The sequence below is a fragment of the Planococcus sp. RAB007_Raresut genome (assembly GCF_057369535.1).
In genome coordinates, this window is record NZ_JBXYIF010000175.1 from 1 (window position 1) to 257 (window position 257).

Consider the following 257-nt stretch of genomic DNA (forward strand, 5'->3'; position numbering starts at 1 on the left):
ATTAAAATTTCCTTTATGGAATAGACGCGGTTTGGATACCTGATTGAATCGCTGTGCTGATGATACAAGTAGCTGATTATTATCATTTAATTTTTTGATTTTTTGGTTGAGTTGTTGAGCTTTTAGATTGTGTAGATACACCTCTTGTTGTAAAGCTTTGGACTGTTGATGTAATGCTTGCTGACGTTGTGCCAATTGATCGGCTAAGGATTTAGATGAAGAACGCTGTTGGTTGAAGTGTTTTACATCTGCATTAT

1 protein-coding gene is annotated in these 257 nt (G+C 35.4%); it reads right to left on the reverse strand.

Going from position 1 to position 257, the window contains the following annotated elements; genetic code table 11:
- Nucleotides 1–257, reverse strand: a 257-nt coding sequence (locus tag AC2Q9J_RS18180) for a hypothetical protein (RefSeq protein WP_499042118.1), incomplete at both ends; no start/stop codon positions are given.